The 19,575-nt window shown below is 70.9% G+C and carries 18 protein-coding genes; 9 read left to right on the plus strand and 9 right to left on the minus strand.

Features of this window, described 5'->3' with window-relative positions; genetic code table 11:
• The first annotated feature begins 8 nt into the window (after nt 1–8).
• The gene (locus tag AB0C76_RS33590) at nt 9–320 is read left to right on the plus strand and encodes a Uma2 family endonuclease (RefSeq protein WP_359972933.1); all 312 of its coding nucleotides are present in this window, start codon (nt 9–11) and stop codon (nt 318–320) included.
• Nucleotides 321–385: 65 nt separating this feature from the next.
• Nucleotides 386–1,060, plus strand: a complete 675-nt coding sequence (locus tag AB0C76_RS33595; RefSeq protein WP_359972903.1) for an alpha/beta hydrolase — start codon at nt 386–388, stop codon at nt 1,058–1,060.
• Nucleotides 1,061–1,132: 72 nt separating this feature from the next.
• On the opposite strand, the gene AB0C76_RS33600 is transcribed toward AB0C76_RS33595, so the two are convergent.
• The 8 genes from AB0C76_RS33600 to AB0C76_RS33635 form a co-directional block, all read right to left on the minus strand.
• Nucleotides 1,133–2,410, minus strand: a complete 1,278-nt coding sequence (locus AB0C76_RS33600) for a thymidine phosphorylase (protein ID WP_359972905.1) — start codon at nt 2,408–2,410, stop codon at nt 1,133–1,135.
• 97 nt (nt 2,411–2,507) lie between these two features.
• Nucleotides 2,508–2,900 carry a cytidine deaminase gene (locus AB0C76_RS33605; protein WP_359972907.1) on the minus strand — a complete coding sequence of 131 codons (393 nt, stop codon included), beginning with the start codon at nt 2,898–2,900 and terminating at the stop codon, nt 2,508–2,510.
• A complete protein-coding gene (locus AB0C76_RS33610; protein ID WP_359972909.1) occupies nt 2,897–4,165 on the minus strand; it encodes an ABC transporter permease in 1,269 nt (422 codons plus the stop codon). Before AB0C76_RS33610 ends, AB0C76_RS33605 begins: the two co-directional genes overlap by 4 nt.
• Nucleotides 4,162–5,319, minus strand: a complete 1,158-nt coding sequence (locus AB0C76_RS33615) for an ABC transporter permease (RefSeq protein ID WP_359972912.1) — start codon at nt 5,317–5,319, stop codon at nt 4,162–4,164. Before AB0C76_RS33615 ends, AB0C76_RS33610 begins: the two co-directional genes overlap by 4 nt.
• A gap of 5 nt (nt 5,320–5,324) precedes the next feature.
• Complete coding sequence (locus AB0C76_RS33620) at nt 5,325–6,989, minus strand: ABC transporter ATP-binding protein (RefSeq protein WP_359972936.1); 1,665 nt, start codon at nt 6,987–6,989, stop codon at nt 5,325–5,327.
• Between the two features lie 222 nt (nt 6,990–7,211).
• On the minus strand, nt 7,212–8,273 hold the full coding sequence (locus AB0C76_RS33625) for a BMP family ABC transporter substrate-binding protein (RefSeq protein WP_359972914.1): 1,062 nt from the start codon (nt 8,271–8,273) through the stop codon (nt 7,212–7,214).
• Nucleotides 8,274–8,527: 254 nt separating this feature from the next.
• Nucleotides 8,528–9,781 carry an amidohydrolase gene (locus AB0C76_RS33630; RefSeq protein ID WP_359972915.1) on the minus strand — a complete coding sequence of 418 codons (1,254 nt, stop codon included), beginning with the start codon at nt 9,779–9,781 and terminating at the stop codon, nt 8,528–8,530.
• Nucleotides 9,782–9,965: 184 nt separating this feature from the next.
• Entirely contained in the window at nt 9,966–11,555 is a 1,590-nt protein-coding gene (locus AB0C76_RS33635; protein WP_359972917.1) for a methylmalonyl-CoA mutase family protein, read from the minus strand.
• A 149-nt stretch (nt 11,556–11,704) separates the two neighbouring features.
• On the opposite strand from AB0C76_RS33635, the gene AB0C76_RS33640 reads away from it, so the two are divergent.
• From AB0C76_RS33640 to AB0C76_RS33650, 3 genes are all read left to right on the plus strand, one after another.
• Nucleotides 11,705–12,445, plus strand: coding sequence for an SDR family oxidoreductase (locus AB0C76_RS33640; RefSeq protein ID WP_359972919.1), 741 nt, complete (start codon nt 11,705–11,707; stop codon nt 12,443–12,445).
• A gap of 69 nt (nt 12,446–12,514) precedes the next feature.
• Nucleotides 12,515–14,158: an alpha/beta hydrolase gene (locus AB0C76_RS33645; RefSeq protein ID WP_359972921.1), complete on the plus strand. Its 1,644-nt coding sequence runs from the start codon at nt 12,515–12,517 to the stop codon at nt 14,156–14,158.
• Nucleotides 14,159–14,454: 296 nt separating this feature from the next.
• A complete protein-coding gene (locus AB0C76_RS33650) occupies nt 14,455–14,940 on the plus strand; it encodes a 2-oxo-4-hydroxy-4-carboxy-5-ureidoimidazoline decarboxylase (protein WP_359972923.1) in 486 nt (161 codons plus the stop codon).
• Between the two features lie 35 nt (nt 14,941–14,975).
• On the opposite strand, the gene AB0C76_RS33655 is transcribed toward AB0C76_RS33650, so the two are convergent.
• Nucleotides 14,976–15,707, minus strand: a complete 732-nt coding sequence (locus AB0C76_RS33655) for a hypothetical protein (RefSeq protein WP_359972925.1) — start codon at nt 15,705–15,707, stop codon at nt 14,976–14,978.
• Between the two features lie 295 nt (nt 15,708–16,002).
• On the opposite strand from AB0C76_RS33655, the gene sdhC reads away from it, so the two are divergent.
• The 4 genes from sdhC to AB0C76_RS33675 are packed head-to-tail and all read left to right on the plus strand — an operon-like array spanning nt 16,003 to nt 19,447.
• Complete coding sequence (gene sdhC, locus AB0C76_RS33660) at nt 16,003–16,383, plus strand: succinate dehydrogenase, cytochrome b556 subunit (protein WP_218198520.1); 381 nt, start codon at nt 16,003–16,005, stop codon at nt 16,381–16,383.
• Nucleotides 16,384–16,391: 8 nt separating this feature from the next.
• On the plus strand, nt 16,392–16,883 hold the full coding sequence (gene sdhD / locus AB0C76_RS33665) for a succinate dehydrogenase, hydrophobic membrane anchor protein (RefSeq protein ID WP_359972927.1): 492 nt from the start codon (nt 16,392–16,394) through the stop codon (nt 16,881–16,883).
• 51 nt (nt 16,884–16,934) lie between these two features.
• On the plus strand, nt 16,935–18,677 hold the full coding sequence (gene sdhA, locus AB0C76_RS33670; RefSeq protein WP_359972929.1) for a succinate dehydrogenase flavoprotein subunit: 1,743 nt from the start codon (nt 16,935–16,937) through the stop codon (nt 18,675–18,677).
• Nucleotides 18,677–19,447, plus strand: a complete 771-nt coding sequence (locus AB0C76_RS33675; RefSeq protein ID WP_329927597.1) for a succinate dehydrogenase iron-sulfur subunit — start codon at nt 18,677–18,679, stop codon at nt 19,445–19,447. Before sdhA ends, AB0C76_RS33675 begins: the two co-directional genes overlap by 1 nt.
• Nucleotides 19,448–19,575: the final 128 nt, after the last annotated feature.

Here is a 19,575-nt window from a genome sequence, read left to right on the forward strand (position 1 = left end):
CCGGCCAGCTGCGTAACCCGGATCTGATGGTCTTCCCCGAGGCCACCCTGGCGGGAGAGCAGCCGGCGGTTCTCCCGCACGAGGTGCTGCTCGCCGTGGAAGTCGTCTCCGAGTCCAATCCCGACAACGACTACCACGACAAGGTCCGCGACTACGCGGCGATGGGCATCCCGGTCCACCTGCTCATCGACCCCCGCGGCGGAACCGGCATCGTGCACCCGGAGCGCGGCTACGCGTCCCACGAGAAGTTCGACTTCGGCGCCACGATCACCGTCGGCCCGTGGACCCTCGACACCAGCGGTCTGCTCACCTGCGCCTGACACCCCGCCCGGCCCGGCCGTAGGTTTTCCTCCGTCAGTTCGTACGAACAGCAGAGGAATCCATCATGGCCACCTTCGTCCTCGTCCCCGGCGTCCTGCACGGCGGCTGGTGGTACCGGCCACTGACCGAGGGGCTGCGTGCGGCCGGGCACGAGGTGCATCCGGTGACGCTGAGCGGGGTCAGTGAGCGCGGGCACCTGAACAACGGGGCGATCAATCTGGACACGCACGTCCAGGACGTGGTCGGGCTGCTGGAGGCCGAGCGGATCGACGACGCCGTGCTGGTCGGGCACAGCTACGGCGGCATGGTGATCTCCGGGGTGGCCGACCGGGTGCCGGAGCGGGTCTGCGCCCTGCTCTACGCGGACGCGTTCGTCCCGCGCGACGGCGAGTCGGCCCACGGGATCGCCAACGAGCTCTGGAAGCAGCGGTACCTGGCCGGGGCCGCCGCCGGGAACGGGCACACCATGGTCGGCCTGCACCCCGCCCTCGACCCGCGCGCGACCGTCCACCCGATGGCCGCCCTGCTGCAGCCGGTCCGGCTCACAGGCGCCGCGGACTCCGTCGCCCGCCGCGTCTACATCCACGCCGAGCGCTTCGAGGGCACGCCGTTCCTGGACACCTACGGCCGTCTGCGCGACGACCCGGCCTGGACGGTGCACGTCCTCCCCGTGGGCCACGACCTGATCCAGGAGGCCCCGGAGGAGTTCCTCAAGGTCACCCTCGCCACCGTCGGCTGACCCACGCACATCGGGCCCGGCCGGCCCGGCGCACCCGCGCCGCGCCGACCGGGCCCAGTGCCCGTCCGGCGACTACGCGATGCGGTCGAGGACGATCGGGTTCGGGGTGAACGCGGTGCCCGCCGGGGCGACCTCGATGCCGCCGGCGAGGGCCTCGATGGCGTACTCGAAGCGCTCGGGGGTGTCGGTGTGCAGGGTCAGCAGCGGCTGGCCGGCCACGACGGTGTCACCGGGCTTGGCGTGCATCTCGATGCCGGCCCCGGCCTGCACCGGGTCCTCCTTGCGGGCGCGGCCGGCGCCCAGGCGCCAGGCGCTGACGCCGACGGCGTACGCGTCGAGCGTGGTGAGCACACCGGAGGCGGGGGCCGGGATGACGTGCTGCTCGCGGGCGACCGGCAGCGGTGCGTCGACGTCGCCGCCCTGGGCGGTGATCATGCGGCGCCAGTGGTCCATCGCCGAGCCGTCGCGCAGCGCGTCCGCCGGGTCCTTGCCGTGCACGCCGGCCGCGGCGAGCATCTCGCGGGCGAGCGCGAGGGTGAGCTCGACGACGTCGGCCGGGCCGCCGCCCGCCAGCACCTCGACCGACTCGCGGACCTCCAGCGCGTTGCCGGCGGTGAGGCCGAGCGGGGTCGACATGTCGGTGAGCAGGGCGACGGTGTTGACGCCGGCGGTGGTGCCGAGGCCGACCATGGTGCGGGCGAGCTCGCGGGCGTCGTCGATGTTCTTCATGAACGCGCCGGAGCCGACCTTGACGTCGAGGACGAGCGCGCCGGTGCCCTCGGCGATCTTCTTGGACATGATCGAGGAGGCGATCAGCGGGATGGCCTCGACGGTGCCGGTGACGTCGCGCAGCGCGTACAGCTTCTTGTCGGCGGGCGCGAGGCCGTCGCCGGCGGCGCAGATGACGGCGCCGGCGCCGCGCAGGACGTCCATCATCTCGTCGTTGGAGAGCAGCGCCCGCCAGCCCGGGATGGACTCCAGCTTGTCGAGGGTGCCGCCGGTGTGGCCGAGGCCGCGGCCGGAGAGCTGCGGGACGGCGGCGCCGCAGGCGGCGACCAGCGGGGCGAGCGGGAGGGTGATCTTGTCGCCGACACCGCCGGTGGAGTGCTTGTCGCTGGTGGGCAGCGGGAGCGAGGAGAAGTCCATCCGGACACCGGAACGGATCATGGCCTCGGTCCAGCGGCTGATCTCGCGCGGCTTCATGCCGTTCAGCAGGATGGCCATGGCCAGGGCGGACATCTGCTCGTCGGCGACCTCGCCGCGGGTGTAGGCGTCGATGACCCAGTCGATCTGAGCGTCGCTCAGCTCTCCGCGGTCGCGCTTGGTCCTGATGACGGAGATGGCGTCCATGCGTGCTCCAAGAGGGGATTCAAAAAGCGAAGAGTGTCGCGAGATGACCGGGTTTCGGCCCACTCGCGACACTCTACGCGCGTAACAAATGCAGATGCTAGAGCCGCTCCGGCCCGAACGCTTCGGGCAGGACTTCGCTCATCGGCTTCACGCCGGAGGCCAGGTCGACCAGCAGGTCGGGCCCTCCGTGCTCGTACAGCAGCTGGCGGCAGCGCCCGCACGGCATCAGCAGCTCGCCGGAGCCGTCCACGCACGTGAACGCGGTCAGCCGACCGCCGCCACTGGCGTGCAGCGCGGACACCAGCCCGCACTCGGCGCACAGACCGAGCCCGTACGAGGCGTTCTCGACGTTGCAGCCGGTGACCAGCCGCCCGTCGTCCACCAGCGCGGCCGCGCCGACCGGGAACTTGCTGTACGGCGCGTACGCGCGGGTCATCGCCTCGCGCGCGGCCTCGCGCAGCCGCTCCCAGTCGATCGCGGGGGCCGTCACTTGCCCTGGCCCTTGCGGTAGATCTGGCCGTCCGCCTTCGGCATCCGCAGGCGCTGCGAGGCCAGCGAGAGCACCACGAGGGTGATCACGTACGGCGTCGCGACGATCAGCGGGCGCTGCACCTCGTCGGTGAGCGCGTACCAGGCGCCGAGGCCGCCGGCGACCACCAGCGAGATCACCGCGGAGGTGTACTTGCGGCGGTACAGCTGCCACAGCGCGAGGAGGCCCATCGCGATGGAGACGGTCAGGAGCAGCACGTGCACCGACTGCGGGTCACGGAGCTGGAGGCTGTCGGTGAAGCCGAACAGCCCGGCGCCCATGGAGAGCCCGCCCGGCATCCAGTTGCCGAAGATCATCGCCGCGAGGCCGATGAAGCCGCGGCCGTTGGTCTGGCCGTCCTTGTAGAAGTGCGCGGCGACCAGTGAGAGGTAGGCGCCGCCGAGGCCCGCGAAGGCGCCGGAGGCCACGACCGCCAGGTACTTGTACTTGTAGACGTTGACGCCCAGCGACTCGGCCGCGGTCGGGTTCTCGCCGCAGGAGCGCAGCCGCAGGCCGAAGACCGTGCGCCAGAGCGCGAAGTAGCTGACCACGATCAGCGCACCGGCCAGGACCACGACCACCGAGATGTTGGTGACCATGCCGCCGATCACGCCGGCGAGGTCCGAGACGAAGAACCAGTGGTGCTTCTCGATGCCCTGCAGCCAGGGCGACAGGCCCGGGATGGTGATGTACGGCAGCGGGTCGGCCGGCGGGGACTGGTTGGCGCCGGCACCGACGGCGACGTAGTCCTTGTAGTAGATCCGGTTGACGTACGCGCAGATGCCGGGGATCAGCAGGTTGATGCCGACGCCGGAGACGATGTGGTCGACGCCGAAGGTGACGGTGATGAGCGCGTGCAGCAGGCCGCCGAGCGCGCCGCCGGCCATGCCGGCCAGCAGGCCGACCCACGGGTTCACCAGGTAGCCGGCCCAGGCGCCGCAGAAGGTGCCGGCGACCATCATGCCTTCGAGGCCGATGTTGACCACGCCGGCCCGCTCGGACCACAGACCGCCGAGACCGGCCATGCCGATCGGCACCGCGGCGCTGAGCGCGGCGGTGATCTGCCCGGAGGAGGTCAGCGAGTGGTTGCCGGTGGCCATGCCCACGGCGGAGAAGAGCGCGAGGGCGCCGGCGATCAGCAGCAGCACGACCGGCCAGGACAGCTTGCGCTTCTTGGCGGGCGCACCGGGCGCCTTGGGACGAGCGGCAGCGGTAGCCGTGCTCATGCGGACACCTCCTTCTTCTCCGTGGCCGCGAGCTGGGCGGCGAGCTGGGCGCCGACCTTCTGCTGCTGGCGCTTCAGGCCGTAGCGGCGCACGAGCTCGTACGCGACGACGACGCAGATGACGATGGTGCCCTGCATGACCGCGACGATCTCGAACGGGAAGCCGCCGTTCAGCGGCAGCTGCGAGCCGGTGGCGTCCAGGAACGCGAACAGCAGCGCCGCGAAGGCCATGCCGAGCGGGCTGTTGCGGCCCAGCAGCGCGACCGAGATCCCGAGGAAGCCGAGACCGGCCTGGAAGCTCTGGCCGAAGTAGAACGAGTTCTGCAGCAGTTCGGGCAGGCCGATCAGACCGGCGATGGCGCCGGAGACGGCCATCGAGATCATGACCATCCGCTTGACGTTCACGCCGGACGCGGTCGCGGCGCTCTCCGAGCGGCCGGTGGCGCGCAGGTCGAAGCCGAAGCGGGTGCGGGTCAGCACGAACTGGAAGACCACGCCGACCAGGATCGCGATGAACAGGAAGCCCCAGAGGGGACCGCCGGCCGTGTTGATCGAGAAGAAGTGGCTGGACTGCGAGACCGGGCTGGTCTGGATCGAGTTGCTGGTGCTGCTGACCTTCGGGGCGAAGATGCCCGGGACGAGGAGCAGACCGACGATCGCGATCGAGATGGCGTTCAGCATGATGGTCGCGATGACCTCGCTGACGCCGCGGAAGACCTTCAGCGCACCGGCGATCGACGCGTACAGGCCACCGGCCAGCATGGCGGTGATCAGCAGCAGCGGGACCTGGATGAACGACGGCAGGTCGATCTGGCTGCCGACGTACGCCGTGAACAGCGCCGCGACGCGGTACTGGCCCTCGACGCCGATGTTGAACAGGTTCATCCGGAACCCGAACGCGGCGGCCGCGGCGGCCAGGTAGTAGGTGGTGGCCCGGTTGAGGATCGCCACCTGGCCGTCCGACTTGGTGGCGTACGTGATCATCACGTTCCACGCGTCGAACGGGTTCTTGCCCGAGGTCGCCAGCAGGATCGAGCAGATCGTCACCGAGAGCACGACCGCGAGCACCGGCGCCGCCAGTGCGAACACGATCCGCTCACCGCTGATCCGCTGCGCCAGGCTGCGCTTGGCGGCAGGGGGGTTGGGACTGGTCATGTGGGTTACTCCCCCGCCTCGGCGTCGTCGGCGGTGTCGGTGTGCGGGTGCGCGTCCTCGACCGTGGTGCCCTCGGCCGCGACGGCCTGCGCCGCGGCGACGGCCTCCGGGTCGGACTCCAGGTGGCCGCGGGCCGCACCGGTCATCGCGGTGCCCAGGTCCTCGGCGGTCACGGTCGCCGGGTCGGCGTCGGCGACCAGGCGGCCGCGGTAGATGACCCGGATGGTGTCGGAGAGGCCGATGAGCTCGTCCAGGTCGGCGGAGATCAGCAGCACGGCCAGGCCGTTGCGCTGCGCGACCCGGATGTGCTCCCAGATCTGCGCCTGCGCGCCGACGTCCACGCCGCGGGTGGGGTGCGCGGCGATCAGCAGCTTGGGGTCGTGGGCCATCTCGCGGCCGATGATCAGCTTCTGCTGGTTGCCGCCGGAGAGGGAGGCCGCGGTGACCTCGATGCCCGGGGTGCGGACGTCGAACTCCTGGACGATGCGCCAGGTGTCCTGCCGGGCCCCGGCCGGGTCGAGCAGCGGGCCGTTGGAGTTCGGCTTCTCGGTGACGTGACCGAGGATCCGGTTCTCCCAGAGCGGGGCCTCCAGCAGCAGGCCGTGGCGGTGGCGGTCCTCGGGGATGTAGCCGATGCCGGCCTCGCGGCGGGCGCGGGTGAGGCTGCCGGACAGGTCCTTGCCGTCGAGGGTGACGGTGCCGGCGTCCAGCGGGAGCATGCCCATGATGGCCTCGACCAGTTCGGCCTGGCCGTTGCCCTCGACACCGGCGATGCCGAGGACCTCGCCCTTGCGGATGGTCAGCGAGATGTCGTCGAGGACGACGCGCTCGATGCCCTCGGCGTCGGTCTTGGCGATCCGCAGGCCCTGGACGTTCAGCATCTCGGTGCTGGTGACGGTCGACTCGCGGCTCTCCGGGGAGGGCAGCTCGGCGCCGACCATCATCTCGGCGAGCTGGCGGGCGGTCACGGACTTCGGGTCCGCGTCGCCGACCGTGGTGCCGCGGCGGATGACGCTGATCGCGTCGGCGACCGCGAGCACCTCGTGCAGCTTGTGCGAGATGAAGATGACGGTGACGCCCTCGGACTTCAGCTCCCGCAGGTTGTCGAACAGCGCGTCGACCTCCTGCGGGACGAGGACGGCGGTGGGCTCGTCGAGGATCAGGATCCGGGCGCCGCGGTAGAGCACCTTGAGGATCTCGACGCGCTGGCGGTCGGCGACGCCGAGGTCCTCGACCAGCGCGTCCGGGCGCACGCCCAGACCGTACTGGTCGGAGATCTCCTTGATCTTCGCCTTGGCCTTGGCGCCGATGCCGTAGAGGCTCTCGCCGCCGAGGACGACGTTCTCCCACACCGTGAGGTTGTCGGCGAGCATGAAGTGCTGGTGCACCATGCCGATGCCGCGGGCGATGGCGTCGCCCGGGGAATTGAACTCGCACTGCTCGCCGTTGATCGCGATGGTGCCCTCGTCCGGCTTCTGCATGCCGTAGAGGATCTTCATCAGCGTCGACTTGCCGGCGCCGTTCTCACCCATGAGGGCGTGCACGGTGCCACCGCGGACGGTGAGGTTGATGTCGTGGTTGGCCACGACGCCGGGGAAGCGCTTGGTGATGCCGCGCAGTTCGACGGCCGTTGTCGCCGTCCCCGCGCTGGGGGTTCCGTCCTTGCGCAGGGGGACGGGATCGGATGCGGTGATGGCGATCTCCTGGTGGTCTGGAGGCGCGTCGTTGCGCTGGGAGGGCCAAAAGGGGGGAACGGGGAAGCGAGGGGGGACGGGAGAGGGCCCGGGGGTACGCGTTGAGCGCACCCTGCCGGGCCCCTCCCGTGTTGCTGTGCCCATCATCGCGCTGCCGGGCAGGCGGCAGCCGCTACGACGTCCGGGCCGCGCGGTGCCTTACTGGGCGGGCGCGGTCGGGACGGTGGTGGCGCCGGTCTTGATCGCGTTGGCGGCGGCGTCCAGCTGGGTCTTGATGTCGTCGATCTTGCCACCGGTGGTGGCGAGCTGGACACCGTCGGCCTTCAGGTCGAAGAGCTTGGTGCCGGTGAACGGGGCACCCTGCTTGACCGACTGGATGTAGGCGAAGACCGCGTTGTCGACGTTCTTCACCATCGAGGTGAGGATGCTGTTCTTGTACTTCGCCAGGGCCGGCTGGGCGGCCTGGTCGGAGTCGACGCCGATGGCCAGGGCGCCCTGCTTGTTGGCGACGGCCTCGATGGCGCCGTTGCCGGAGGAGCCGGCGGCGGAGTAGATGACGTCCGCGCCCTTGTCGAGCTGGCCCTGCGCGGCCTCCTTGCCCTTGTCGGGCGAGGCGAAGCCGGAGAAGTCCGGGGGCGTGGTGAGGTAGGTGACCTCAACCGGCATGTTCGGGTCGACGGACTTGACGCCCGCACGGTAACCGGCCTCGAACTTCTTGATCAGCTCGGTCTGCACACCGCCGATGAAGCCGACGTGCTTGGCCTTGCTCTTCAGCGCGGCGGCCACACCGGCGAGGTAGGAGCCCTCCTGCTCGGCGAAGACCAGCGAGGTGACGTTGGCCGGCTGGGCGTCGTCGTGCGAGTCGATGATCGCGAACTTGACGTCCGGGTTGTCCTTGGCGACCTTGTTGACGGCCGGCTGGTACACGAAACCGACCGCGATGACGGTCTTGTAGCCGGCGTCGATCAGGTTCTTGAGGCGGGTCTCCTTGTCCGCCTCGGCCTCGCCGGCCTTGGCCTCGGCCTCGGTGACCGAGACGCCGAGGTCGGACTTGGCCTTGTCGAGACCGCGGGCGGCGGAGTCGTTGAACGACTGGTCGCCACGGCCACCGATGTCGTAGGCCATACCGACCTTGAGGCCGCCGTCGGAGGACGAGCCGGAGGAGGTGTTGTCAGTGCTCTTTGCGCCGCAAGCGGCGAGCGAGGCCATGCCCAGGGAACCCGAGAGCACAACCGCGGCGAGCTTCATTGAACGGCGCAAGGGAGTTTCTCCTTCTCACACGCACCCGATTAGCGTGGTCGGACGCCACCGTAACGCGCGTAGAACACGGTTGTGTTACGGGGTGCCGGAGCATTCGGGTTGTTATCAAACCGTGGTCTGACGGTCGCCCCGAGGCCCATTTCCCGTGCGCGGACGGTGATCCGGAACTGATGCGCTCCAGTTTACGGAACAGCGCCAAAACCCCGGATCCCGACGGATCCGCCACGCGACGGCCGAACATGCGCGGATGCGGGTCAGCTCCCGTGGGCCTCCAGCGCCAGCGCCGCGAACAGCTCCGCACCGATCCCGATCGCCCGCTCGTCCACGTCGAAGCGGCCCTGGTGCAGGTCGCGGACGGAGGTGTCGCCGGGGGCGCGGACGCCCAGCCGGGCCAGCGCGCCCGGAGCGTGCTCCAGGTACCAGGAGAAGTCCTCTCCGCCCAGGCTCTGTTCGGTGCCCTCGACCACCTGCTCGCCGCCCCGGCCGAACCGGGCCGTCATGGCCTCCTCCAGGAGGGCGACGGAGACCGCCTCGTTCACCACCGGCGGCACCCCGCGGTGGTAGTCGAGCGTCCACTTCGCCCGGTAGGTCTCGGCAACCTTGGCGATCAGGTCGTGCAGGACGTCCGGCGCCTCGCGCCAGCCGTCCAGCTCCAGGCAGCGGATGGTGCCCTCCAGCTCGGCGTGCTGCGGGATGACGTTGGGCGCGGAGCCGGAGGCGATCCGGCCCCAGACCAGGCTGACGCCCCACCGCGGGTCCATCCGACGGGCGAACGCGGCCGGCAGGTCGGCGGCCATCCGGGCGATCGCGGTCACCAGGTCGGTGGTCAGGTGCGGCCGGGCGGTGTGCCCGCCGGGGCCGTCCAGGTGGAGCACCAGGCGGTCGCAGGCGGAGGTGATGGCCCCGGTGCGCAGCGCGATGCGGCCCACCTCGACCTTCGGGTCGCAGTGCACGGCGAAGATGCGCTCGACGCCGTCCATCCCGTCGGCCTTGATGACGTCCAGCGCGCCGCCGGGCATGACCTCCTCGGCCGGCTGGAACACCAGCCGGACCGGGCGGCGCAGCTCGCCGCTGCGGGCGGCGTCGGCCAGCACCAGCGCGGTGCCGAGCACGACCGCGGTGTGCACGTCGTGGCCGCAGGCGTGGGCCCGGCCGGGGACGGTCGAGCGGTAGGGGACGTCGGTCTTGGCGTCGTCGATCGGCAGTGCGTCGATGTCGGCGCGGAAGGCGAGGATCCCGGTGCCGGCGGCCGTCCCGGCGGGGACGATGTCGACGATCAGACCGGTGCCGCCGGGCAGCACCCGGGGGGCGAGCCCGGCCGCCACCAGCCGGTCGCGGATCAGGCCGGTGGTGCGGAACTCCTGGCGGCCCAGCTCCGGGTGCCGGTGCAGATCGCGGCGGAAGGCGATCAGCTCGGGCTCGAGCCTCTTGACCCGGGCGCGCAGTTCGGCGGCGGGGCGGGCAGCGGCCAGAGTGGCGCCCGGCTGAGCGGGCTCAGGACGGTTCATCTCCCCAAGCGTAGGCCTGTCGGGGGTTTTTGGCCCGACTTCCGGAAAATTAGTCCCCGGATGGGCGCATACCGGCCGAGCAGGTGGGTATGACATCTCGTTTCAGCCGCCTTCCCCGGGTTGCTTGTCCTGTGCAACGATCACCCGGGGCGACGGTCACGGCCCTTGCCTGTTTGACGGATAGTCAGAAGCGTTCCACCGGCGCGTAGGTGCCCCAAACCTCGCGCAGCGCGTCGCACACCTCGCCGACGGTAGCGCGGGCCGCCAGTGCGTCCTTCATGGGGTAGAGCACGTTCTCCCCTCCTTCGGCGGTCCGACGCAGCGCGTTCAGCGTCCGGTCCACCGCGGTCGCGTCACGCTCCGCGCGCAGCCGGGCGAGGCGCTCGGCCTGCTGCCGCTCGATCGCCGGGTCGACCCGCAGCGGCTGGTACGGCTCCTCGGCGTCCAGCTGGAAACGGTTGACACCGACCACCGTCCGCTCTCCGGCGTCGGTCTCCTGCTGGACGCGGTAGGCGGTGCGCTCGATCTCCGCCTTCTGGTAGCCGCTCTCGATCGCGGCCACCGCGCCGCCCAGCTCCTCCACCCGGGCCATCAGGGCGAGGGCCGCGGCCTCCACCTCGTCGGTCAGCGACTCGACGACGTAGGAGCCGGCGAACGGGTCGACGGTGGCGGTCACGTCGGTCTCGAACGCGAGCACCTGCTGGGTGCGCAGGGCGAGCCGGGCGGCCTTCTCGGTGGGCAGCGCGATCGCCTCGTCGAAGCTGTTGGTGTGCAGCGACTGGGTGCCGCCGAGCACGGCGGCGAGCGCCTGCACGGAGACCCGGACGAGGTTGACCTCGGGCTGCTGGGCGGTGAGCTGCACCCCGGCGGTCTGGGTGTGGAAGCGCAGCATCTGCGAGCGGGGGTCCCGGGCGCCGAACTCCTGGCGCATCACCCGGGCCCAGATGCGGCGCGCGGCGCGGAACTTGGCGACCTCCTCCAGCAGCGTGGTGCGGGCCACGAAGAAGAAGGAGAGCCGGGGCGCGAAGTCGTCGACGGCCATCCCGGCGGCGAGCGCGGTGCGCACGTACGCGATGCCGTTGGCCAGCGTGAAGGCGATCTCCTGCGCCGGACCGGCCCCGGCCTCGGCCATGTGGTAGCCGGAGATCGAGATGGTGTTCCAGCGCGGGATCTCCGCCCGGCAGTACCGGAACACGTCCGCGACCAGCCGCAGCGAGGGGGCCGGCGGGAAGATGTAGGTGCCGCGCGCGATGTACTCCTTCAGCACGTCGTTCTGGATCGTCCCGGTGAGCCGGGCCGGCGCCACCCCCTGGGCCTCGCCCACGAGCTGGTAGAGGAGCAGCAGCAGGCCGGCCGGCGCGTTGATGGTCATCGAGGTGGACACCTCGCCCAGCGGGATCCCGTCGAACAGCACCGCCATGTCCTCGACGCTGTCGACGGCCACCCCGACCTTGCCGACCTCCCCCGCGGCGAGCGCCGCGTCCGAGTCGTAGCCCATCTGGGTGGGCAGGTCGAAGGCCACCGAGAGCCCGGTGCCGCCGCCGGCGATCAGCTGCCGGTAGCGGGCGTTGGACTCGGCCGCGGTGCCGAAGCCCGCGTACTGGCGCATCGTCCACGGCCGGCCGGTGTACATCGACGGGTAGACGCCCCGGGTGTACGGGAACTCCCCCGGCCTCCCGAGCCGGCTCCCCGGATCCCACCCGGCCAGCGCCTCCGGTCCGTACAGCGGCTCGATCGGGAAGCCTGACTCGGCACGGCGCGGCTCGGCTGCCATGGGTCCCTCCACGGGGCTCGGCGGGCTGGGGCTCGTTGCTCGCAATGTAGGGCCTGCCGGGCCGGAGACCGGGGAGCCGACGCGGTTGAGATGATCGGACTGACGACCGAAGTGCGTACCCCTACACCGACAAGCCCCAGGGAGTGGCAATGACCGAGCAGAAGGTGGCCGTGGTCACCGGTGCCAGCAGCGGGATCGGCGCGGCGACGGCCCGCCGGCTGGCCGCCGAGGGATTCGACGTGGTGCTGACCGCCCGGCGCACCGAGCGCATCGAGGCGCTCGCCAAGGAGATCGGCGGCCGGGCCTTCACCCTGGACGTCACCGATCGGGCGGCCGTGGACACCTTCGCCGCCGAGGTCGGCCGGGTCGACGTCCTGGTGAACAACGCCGGCGGGGCGCTCGGCGCCGACTCGGTCGAGCACGGCGACCCGGCCGACTGGCGCGCCATGTACGAGGTGAACGTGCTCGGCGTGCTGCACGTGACGCAGGCCCTGCTGCCCGCCCTGCGAGCCACCGGCGACGGCACCGTCCTGGTGCTCTCCTCGACCGCCGCGCTGGCCGCGTACGAGGGCGGCGGCGGGTACGTCGCGGCCAAGCACGCCGCGCACACCATCGCGGCGACGCTGCGGCTGGAGCTGTGCGGCGAGCCGATCCGGGTGATCGAGATCGCCCCCGGCATGGTGAAGTCCGAGGGCTTCGCGCTCACCCGCTTCGGCGGCGACGAGGCGAAGGCGGAGGCCGTCTACGCTGGCGTCGCCGAGCCGCTGACGTCGGAGGACGTCGCCGACACCGTCGCCTGGACCGTCACCCGCCCGTCGCACGTGAACATCGACCTGCTGGTCGTCCGGCCGCGTGCCCAGGCCGCCAACCACAAGGTGCATCGCGCCTGATCAGAGCCCCGGCGGGCAGCCCGGCACCCGTTGATCCACGGCATCACCCGGCAGTGATACACACGTGCGATGAACATCAACCGGGCCGCCCGCCCACGGGTCCTGCTGACCGCCCTGGCAGCCGGCACCCTGCTCCTCACCTCCGCCTGCAACGACAACGCCCCGACGGCCCAGGACAAGGCCGCCGGCAGCCCGGCGCCCGCCGCCGCCACCGCGACGGCCACCCCGGCGCCGAAGCCGACCGGGGCGGACGACCCGGCGCTCAAGCCCTTCTACGCCCAGCAGATCACCTGGGCCCCCTGCCCGCCGGACCCGAAGGCCGCGGACGCCAAGGCCGACGTCTCCGCCATGCTGTGCGGCAAGCTGCACGTCCCGCTGGACTACGCCGACCCGGCCAAGGACGCGCTCGACCTCGCGCTGGTCAAGTACCCGGCCACCAAGCCCGACCAGCGGATCGGCTCGCTCGTGGTCAACCCCGGCGGCCCGGGCGCCTCCGGCGTCGAGATGGTCAAGTACGGCGCCAAGGACTTCGCCGGCCCCCTGCACAGCCGCTTCGACGTGGTCGGCTTCGACCCGCGCGGCACCGGTGCCAGCTCCCCGATCGCCTGCCTGGACGACAAGCAGCGCGACGCCGAGGCCCAGGTCGACTCGCCGCTCGACCCGGCCGCCCGCAAGGCCCAGTCCGACCGGCAGAACGCCGAGTTCATCGCCGCCTGCCAGGCCAAGTCCGGCAAGCTGCTGGCCTTCGTCGGCACCCGCAACTCCGCCCGCGACATGGACGTGCTGCGCGCCGCCGTCGGCGACAAGAAGCTCAACTACCTGGGCGTCTCCTACGGCACCTACCTCGGCTCGCTGTACGCCGAGGAGTTCCCGAAGAACGCCGGCCGCCTCGTCCTGGACGGCGCCGTCGACCCCGCCGCCGACGAGCTCGACTCGGTCGTCAAGCAGCAGGCCGGCTTCGAGAAGTCCTTCGAGCGCTTCGCCGCCGACTGCGTCGACAACCACGCGGCCGAGTGCCCGCTGGGCAAGGACTCGGGCCAGGCCGCCAAGAAGGCCGCCGACTTCCTGGACGGTCTGCGCGACCACCCGCTGCCCACCAAGGACGGCCGCAAGGTCGGCAGCGACCTCGCCTGGACGGGCGTGCGCGGCGCGCTCTACGGCGACGAGAACAGCACCTGGCAGTACCTGCGCGTCGCGCTCTCCGTCGCGATGAAGAACGGCAAGGGCGACGTCCTGCTCGCCTTCGCCGACGACTACGACGAGCGCGACGAGAACGGCCACTACTCCCCGATGGAGGAGGCGCACGCGGCGATCTCCTGCGCCGACGGCTCCGCCCCGGCCCCCACGGCCGAGCGCGCCCAGCAGGCCGTCAAGCAGCTCCAGGAGCAGGCCCCGCTGCTCACCAAGGGCGTCGACGTGCAGGACTTCACCGAGTCCTCGTGCAACGGCTGGCCGTTCCAGAGCCCCGAGAAGCCGCACACCATCCGGGCCGAGGGCGCCGACCCGATCCTGGTCGTCGGCTCCACCGGTGACCCGGCCACCCCGTACGCCGCCGCCGAGGCGCTGGCCAAGGGCTTCGCCAGTGCCACCCTGCTGACCCGGGTGGGCGAGGGCCACGGCGCGTTCGGCAAGGGCAACGCCTGCATCGACCAGGCCCTGGAGGCCTACCTGACCGCGGGCACGATGCCGGCCGCCGGGACGCGCTGCACCTGAGCGTCCGCGGCCCGTTAGCAGACGAAGACGGGGAGGGCGCTGACACGAAGGTGTCAACGTCACAACTTGATAGCTCGTTCGGATGAAATCCGCGTGCGCCCTCCCCAACTGATGATCGCTCAACTACCGTTGAGCCGCTGCCCGACAGGCGCCGGCCGCCGTCCCGCAGCCCCATACTTCACCTGCTCCACCCGGACCCTTCACCGGCCACCTTCCGCCCTCACGAGGAGGACCCGCTGGCCAGCGACATCCCGTCACAGCGGCTCGACCCCAACTCCGAGCCGACCCTCCTCGGGTTGCACCGCTTCAACGAGGCCGACGCCGGCGCCGCCGAGGAGGCCCTGCTGGCCTGCTGCGGCAGCCACCGCTGGGCCCTGCGTCTCACCGCCCACCGGCCGTACCCCGACATAGAGTCCCTGCTGGCCGCCGCCAGCGAGGCCTCCTACGACCTCCGCCCGGCCGACCTCGCCGAGGCCCTGGCGGACGAGAGCTGGATGCCGCAGCCGCTGCTCGGCATGCGGGCCCCGGGCAGCCAGGCGGCGCACACCGCACTGCGGGCGGCCCACGCCGCGTATGAGGCCAGGTTCGGCCACGTCTTCGTGGTCTGCCTGGAGGGCGTCGCGCCCGAGGAGATGCTCGACACCGTGCTCTCCTCGATCCGCACCCGGCTCGCCAACGAGCCGGACGAGGAGCGCCTGGTCGCGGCCGACGAGCTGCGCCGGATCGCCCTCACCCGGCTGGAGCACCTCGTCGCCACCCATTCGGAGGCCGGCGCGCACTGAGCCGCCGGCCCCCGCCGACCCGTCCGGGCGGCCCCTCACTTCCTGGCCTGGGCCGCCCGCAGCTTCGCCACCTGCTGCCGCACGATCCGCTCGTCCGGTGCCGCGGCCGGCTCGGTGGAGACGCCGAAGGTGGTGAACACCGCGAGCGCGGGACCGACCCGGGTCAGCACGGCCCGCTGGGACAGCACGGCCGTACCCGATTCATTCGTGAGGGTGAATCCGGTCGCCGCGTCCGCTCCCTCGGGCGTGGGCGTGTCGGCCTGGGCCAGCCGGTGCCGGGTGTGCGTCGACTGCACCCCCTTCTTCCCCCGCTCCGCCGGTGGCGGCGGCGCCGTCGAGGTGAAGACGGCGCACGGGCCGAACAGCTTCTCCAGCTCCGCCTGCACCTGCGCGGCCCGCCCCGAGCGGTAGCCCACCAGGGCGCCGTACGCCGCGCCCGCGGGGTCGGCGGACCGGGCCACGCTCAGATCGGTCTCCGCGTACGGCAGCCCCGCGCCGGGCGGGGCGGTGCCCGGGCCCGCGCCGCCGCCGGGTGCCACGGCGTCCAGCAGCGGCTGACAGGCCGGGACGTCCGACGTCTCCCGCCCGGAGCCCTGCCCGGTGTCACCGTGACCGGGCGCCATGACCGTCACCGCGTAGCCGGTGCCGAGGTCGGCGCCGGTCACCGCGGCGGTCCGCAGTTCGGCAGCGGACAGTTCGCGCACCGGCACGGCCCGGCCGTCGGACGGCCCGCCGACCGTGGTGCAGCCCGTGGCGAGCGCCAGCACGCACAGGAGGGGGACGACGGACGCTCGGGGACGATGCGGCACAGATGCCTCGGAGGGGTGTCGGCGGCGGCGGATGGGACACCGTAGCGCAATCGACCGATCACCCAAAGTGCCCGATAAGGGTCCGGTTCCCGCCGAACTAGGCCAGTCGTGCCTGATTGATCACACCTGGGGCCCCCGGAGGCGGTTCCCGAGACGGCGTCGATAGGATGCTCGCGGCCGGAGGACCGTACCCGGCCGGGCTGACCGACACCGAAGCCGGCCGAGCCCCCAATCGCTTCCGGAGGGTTTTTCCGTGCCGGCTGGAACGCTGTACCGCGGCCGGGAAGGCATGTGGAGCTGGGTGGCTCATCGAGTCACCGGCGTCCTCATCTTCTTCTTCCTGTTCGCCCACGTCCTGGACACCGCACTGGTGCGAGTGTCGCCGGAGTCCTACGACACCGTCATCCAGACGTACAAGACTCCTCTCGTGAACCTGATGGAGTACGGCCTCGTGGCCGCCATCCTGTTCCACGCCCTGAACGGCCTGCGGGTCGTCGCCGTGGACTTCTGGTCGAAGGGCCCGAAGTACCAGAAGCAGATGCTCTGGACGGTGGTCGGAGTCTGGGTCGTCCTGATGGCCGGCGCCTTCTACCCGATCCTGCAGCACACGCTGGTCGACTGGTTCGGGAAGTGAGCTGACTGATGTCCACGGAAATCTCCGACGCTGTGGTGGTCCCCTCCAACCAGGCGCACACCGGCAAGGGCCTCGGCACCGGCAATCCGGCCGACGCGTTCGTCATCGAGCCGCCGCGCAAGCGGACCAAGAAGACGCCGCGCCGCACCCGGACCAACTTCGAGATGCTGGCCTGGCTCTTCATGCGCCTGTCCGGTGTCGTCCTGGTCGTGCTGATCCTCGGCCACCTGCTGATCATGCTGGTGCTCGACGGCGGCGTCTCCAAGATCGGCTTCGCCTTCGTGGCCGGCCGCTGGGCCTCGCCGTTCTGGCAGGTCTGGGACCTCACGATGCTCTGGCTCGCCATGCTGCACGGCGCCAACGGCATGCGTCAGGTCATCAACGACTACGCCGAGAAGGACTCGACCCGGCTCTGGCTCAAGGGGCTCATGGGCACCGCCACGGTCTTCACCGTGCTGCTGGGCACCCTGGTGATCTTCACCTTCGACCCCAACATCTGAGCCGCGAGCACCATCGACCATCGGCAGAGGCCAGAGGCGAGTTAACCCCCCATGCAGATTCACCAGTACGACACCGTCATCGTCGGCGCCGGTGGCGCCGGCATGCGCGCGGCCATCGAGTCGACGCAGCGCAGCCGCACCGCGGTCCTGACCAAGCTCTACCCGACCCGGTCCCACACCGGCGCGGCCCAGGGCGGCATGTGCGCCGCCCTCGCCAACGTCGAGGAGGACAACTGGGAGTGGCACACCTTCGACACGGTCAAGGGCGGTGACTACCTGGTCGACCAGGACGCCGCCGAGATCATGTGCAAGGAGGCCATCGACGCCGTCCTCGACCTGGAGAAGATGGGCCTGCCCTTCTCCCGCACCGAGCAGGGCCGGATCGACCAGCGCCGCTTCGGCGGTCACTCCCGCAACCACGGCGAGGCCCCGGTCCGCCGCTCGTGCTACGCGGCCGACCGCACCGGCCACATGATCCTCCAGACGCTGTTCCAGAACTGCGTCAAGCACGGCGTCGAGTTCTTCAACGAGTTCTACGTCCTCGACCTGCTGATCAACGAAGGCAAGACGGCCGGCGTCGTCGCCTACGAGCTGGCCACCGGCGAGATCCACGTCTTCCAGGCCAAGTCGGTCGTGTTCGCCTCCGGCGGCACCGGCAAGTTCTTCAAGGTCTCCTCCAACGCCCACACCCTCACCGGTGACGGCCAGGCCCTGGTGTACCGCCGCGGCCTGCCGCTGGAGGACATGGAGTTCTTCCAGTTCCACCCGACGGGCATCTGGCGCATGGGCATCCTGCTCACCGAGGGCGCCCGCGGCGAGGGCGGCATCCTGCGCAACAAGGACGGCGAGCGCTTCATGGAGCGCTACGCCCCCGTCATGAAGGACCTCGCGTCCCGTGACGTCTGCTCCCGCGCGATCTACACCGAGATCCGCGAAGGCCGCGGCTGCGGTCCGGACGGCGACCACGTCTACCTGGACCTCACCCACCTGCCGCCGGAGCAGCTGGACGCCAAGCTGCCGGACATCACCGAGTTCGCGCGCACCTACCTCGGCATCGAGCCCTACACGGACCCGATCCCGATCCAGCCCACCGCGCACTACGCCATGGGCGGCATCCCGACCAACGTCGAGGGTGAGGTCCTGCGCAACAACACCGACATCGTCCCCGGCCTGTACGCCGCCGGCGAGGTCGCGTGCGTGTCCGTGCACGGCGCCAACCGCCTGGGCACCAACTCGCTGCTGGACATCAACGTGTTCGGCAAGCGGGCCGGCATCGCCGCCGCCGACTACGCGCAGACGGTGGACTTCACCGAGCTGCCCGAGAACCCGGCCGAGAAGGTGCAGGCGCTGGTCGACGGCCTGCGCGAGTCCACCGGCACCGAGTCCGTGGCGCAGATCCGCAAGGAGCTGCAGGAGACCATGGACGCCAACGCGATGGTGTACCGCACCGGCGCCACCCTGAAGCAGGCGGTCGAGGACATCGCCGCGCTGCGTGAGCGCTACAAGAACGTCTCCATCCAGGACAAGGGCTTCCGCTACAACACGGACCTCCTGGAGGCCGTCGAGCTGGGCAACCTGCTCGACCTGGCCGAGGTGCTGGCCGTCTCCGCGCTGGCCCGCGAGGAGTCCCGCGGCGGCCACTACCGCGAGGACTTCCCGACCCGTGACGACGTGAAGTTCATGCAGCACACCATGGCGTACCAGGAGGTCGCCGCCGACGGCACGACCTCCATCCGCCTCGACTACAAGCCGGTCGTCACGACCCGCTACCAGCCGATGGAGCGTAAGTACTGATGAGCACTCCGACCGTGGAGCACTCGGCCGCTCTGGACGCGGCCGAGAGCGGTGCCACTCAGCTGATCACCGTCACCTTCCGGATCCGCCGGTTCAACCCGGAGGAGCACCCGGACCCGGTGTGGGTCGACTACCAGCTCACGATGGACCCGAAGGAGCGCGTCCTGGACGCGCTCAACAAGATCAAGTGGGAGCAGGACGGCACCCTCACCTACCGCCGTTCCTGCGCGCACGGCATCTGCGGCTCCGACGCGATGCGGATCAACGGCCGCAACCGGCTGGCGTGCAAGACCCTGATCAAGGACGTCAACCCGGAGAAGCCGATCACGATCGAGGCCATCAAGGGCCTCACGGTCCTCAAGGACCTGGTCGTGGACATGGACCCGTTCTTCCAGGCGTACAAGGACGTCATGCCGTTCCTCATCACCAAGGGGAACGAGCCGACCCGCGAGCGCCTGCAGTCCGCCGAGGACCGCGAGCGCTTCGACGACACCACCAAGTGCATCCTGTGCGCCGCGTGCACGTCGTCCTGCCCGGTCTTCTGGAACGACGGCCAGTACTTCGGCCCGGCCGCCATCGTCAACGCGCACCGCTTCATCTTCGACTCGCGCGACGAGGGTGCCGAGCAGCGCCTGGAGATCCTCAACGACCGTGAGGGCGTGTGGCGCTGCCGCACCACCTTCAACTGCTCCGAGGCCTGCCCCCGTGGCATCGAGGTCACCAAGGCGATCCAGGAAGTGAAGCGGGCGCTGGTCACCCGCCGCTTCTGATCCCCGCCTGACAGTCCGAAGGCCCCGTCCGATCGGCGGTTTCTAGGGGTCGTTGCAACACGTGGTCGGTTGTCTAGGCCGCGATGAGTTTATGCAGACGCTCGGCTGGGGTTTCCCAGCCGAGCGTT

This window comes from Kitasatospora sp. NPDC048722 (assembly GCF_040650235.1).
Taxonomy (GTDB): Bacteria; Actinomycetota; Actinomycetes; order Streptomycetales; family Streptomycetaceae; genus Kitasatospora.

Excerpts from the sequence above, each read along its gene's own strand:
- AB0C76_RS33595 (WP_359972903.1), top strand. The coding sequence starts at position 386 with ATGGCCACCTTCGTCCTCGTCCCCGGCGTCCTGCACGGCGGCTGGTGG.
- AB0C76_RS33600 (WP_359972905.1), bottom strand. The coding sequence starts at position 2,410 with ATGGACGCCATCTCCGTCATCAGGACCAAGCGCGACCGCGGAGAGCTG.
- AB0C76_RS33610 (WP_359972909.1), bottom strand. The coding sequence starts at position 4,165 with ATGAGCACGGCTACCGCTGCCGCTCGTCCCAAGGCGCCCGGTGCGCCC.
- AB0C76_RS33615 (WP_359972912.1), bottom strand. The coding sequence starts at position 5,319 with ATGACCAGTCCCAACCCCCCTGCCGCCAAGCGCAGCCTGGCGCAGCGG.
- AB0C76_RS33630 (WP_359972915.1), bottom strand. The coding sequence starts at position 9,781 with ATGAACCGTCCTGAGCCCGCTCAGCCGGGCGCCACTCTGGCCGCTGCC.
- AB0C76_RS33635 (WP_359972917.1), bottom strand. The coding sequence starts at position 11,555 with ATGGCAGCCGAGCCGCGCCGTGCCGAGTCAGGCTTCCCGATCGAGCCG.
- AB0C76_RS33640 (WP_359972919.1), top strand. The coding sequence starts at position 11,705 with ATGACCGAGCAGAAGGTGGCCGTGGTCACCGGTGCCAGCAGCGGGATC.
- AB0C76_RS33645 (WP_359972921.1), top strand. The coding sequence starts at position 12,515 with ATGAACATCAACCGGGCCGCCCGCCCACGGGTCCTGCTGACCGCCCTG.
- sdhD (WP_359972927.1), top strand. The coding sequence starts at position 16,392 with ATGTCCACGGAAATCTCCGACGCTGTGGTGGTCCCCTCCAACCAGGCG.
- sdhA (WP_359972929.1), top strand. The coding sequence starts at position 16,935 with ATGCAGATTCACCAGTACGACACCGTCATCGTCGGCGCCGGTGGCGCC.
- AB0C76_RS33675 (WP_329927597.1), top strand. The coding sequence starts at position 18,677 with ATGAGCACTCCGACCGTGGAGCACTCGGCCGCTCTGGACGCGGCCGAG.